Origin of the sequence: Enterococcus sp. 3H8_DIV0648, assembly GCF_002140655.1 — a bacterium.
In the GTDB taxonomy this organism is placed as follows: domain Bacteria; phylum Bacillota; class Bacilli; order Lactobacillales; family Enterococcaceae; genus Enterococcus_A; species Enterococcus_A hulanensis.
This window is the reverse complement of the sequence record NZ_NGLG01000001.1, coordinates 364,643-366,408: the sequence shown is the minus strand read 5'-3', so window position 1 is coordinate 366,408 and position 1,766 is coordinate 364,643. Positions and strand designations below refer to the sequence as shown.

The following is a 1,766-nucleotide window of genomic DNA, read 5'->3' as shown; positions in this document are numbered from 1 at the left end:
GTTCTTATTGTCGCCACGCATACGATCCAACTATACTTCTCGTAAATAACTAAGACTAGAGAATTTTATGCCGTTCTCGTAAAGATTAAACTGCAAAAAGTTGGACTCGCAAAAACAAGCCTGGAACGGATCAAATGTCTTTGATCGTTCCAGACTCTAAGAAATATAACCGCACAGATCAACCTTTTTGGGAAACCAAATTCCCGACCGTCCTGCTTACTGGTGGCTGATTGATTAAACAGTAATTGCAAAAACTCATTTTATATAAAAAGTGATACTGGCGGACTTCCTCAAATTAATAGGCGCGTGCGATCCAAACGGTGTGTTTCGCAGGCTTTCCACTAACGATGTCGACTGTTTTTTCAACAGGCGGGTTAAATGGAATATTACGTGTCGTGAAGCCAGTTTCTTCTTTGATCTTAGCTTCAGTTTCGTCGGTACCATCCCAACCAATTAAGACAAATCCTGGGATTTCGCCGGCTTCTTTAGATTTTTCGATATGTGCTTTCAATTCATCTAAAGTATCAATATCAGTATGTTCATTCGCTTCATAGCGTTTTTGCGCGCTTTCGAATAAACGTCTTTGCATAATATCTAGGTGTTCAATGATGTAATCTTCGATGCCGTCTAGTGATACAGATTCTTTGTCATCTAGATCGCGCATTTTGATTACGGCTTGATTGTTTTCCAAGTCACGAGGGCCGAATTCAACGCGTAATGGAGCGCCTTTTAGTTCCCATTCGTTAAACTTGAAGCCTGGTGTATTGTCAGTTTCATCAATACGTACACGCAAGCCTTTTTCAGCTAATGATGCTTTTAATTCATGCAGCTTGTCCAAAATAGCTGGTTGTTTTTGCCAAGGACCCACTGGAATTAAAATAACTTGAGTTGGTGCTACTTTTGGTGGTAATACCAATCCTTGTTCGTCGCCGTGAACCATGATCAATGAGCCGATTAAACGAGTTGAAATTCCCCATGAAGTTGTATATACGTGTTCATGTTCGTTATTACGGTTCAAGAATTTAATGTCGAATGCTTCCGCAAAGTTTTGACCTAGGTAATGAGACGTTCCTGCTTGGACGGCTTTACCGTCACGCATCATTGCCTCTACAGAATAAGTGTCAACCGCTCCGGCAAAACGTTCAGACGGCGTTTTTTGTCCGCGATATACTGGGATCGCCAATGTATCTTCGATCAATGTAGCATAAGCTTCCAAGATCGACATCGTACGTTCACGTGCATTTTCTTCTGATTCGTGTGCTGTATGTCCTTCTTGCCATAAGAATTCTGAGGTACGCAAGAATGGCATCGTCTTTTTCTCCCAACGGAAAACGTTCGCCCACTGATTGATTTCATATGGAAGATCACGGTAAGAATTGATCCAGTTAGAGAACGCATCTCCGATCAGTGTTTCAGACGTCGGACGTAACGCATATGGTTCTTCCAATTCTTCATCACCGACCTTAGTCAACCAAGGCAGTTCTGGCGCAAATCCTTCTACGTGCTCTTCTTCTTTTTCCAAGAAATGTTTAGGGATCAGCATTGGGAAGTAGACATTACGAATGTCTTGTGTTTTAAGGTATTTGTTAAAGTCTTCTTGAATATGTTCCCATAATTCCCAGCCATCCGGTTTAAAGATAATACAGCCGCGAACTGGTGAATAATCCATCAAGTCAGCTTTTTGAATTGTCTGTAAATACCATTTTGAAAAATCTTCTTTTTGTAAGTTTGTCATTCATGCTTCCTCCTAAAATTAAAAATAAAAA

Annotated in this window: 1 protein-coding gene; it reads right to left on the bottom strand. The window is 40.7% G+C overall.

Annotated features, from left to right (window positions below; translation table 11 throughout):
* Window positions 1-295 precede the first annotated feature (295 nt).
* Entirely contained in the window at window positions 296-1,735 is a 1,440-nt protein-coding gene (proS, locus tag A5875_RS01725) for a proline--tRNA ligase (RefSeq protein ID WP_088932016.1), read from the bottom strand.
* Between the last annotated feature and the right edge of the window lie 31 nt (window positions 1,736-1,766).

Excerpts from the sequence above, each read along its gene's own strand:
- proS (WP_088932016.1), bottom strand. The coding sequence starts at position 1,735 with ATGACAAACTTACAAAAAGAAGATTTTTCAAAATGGTATTTACAGACA.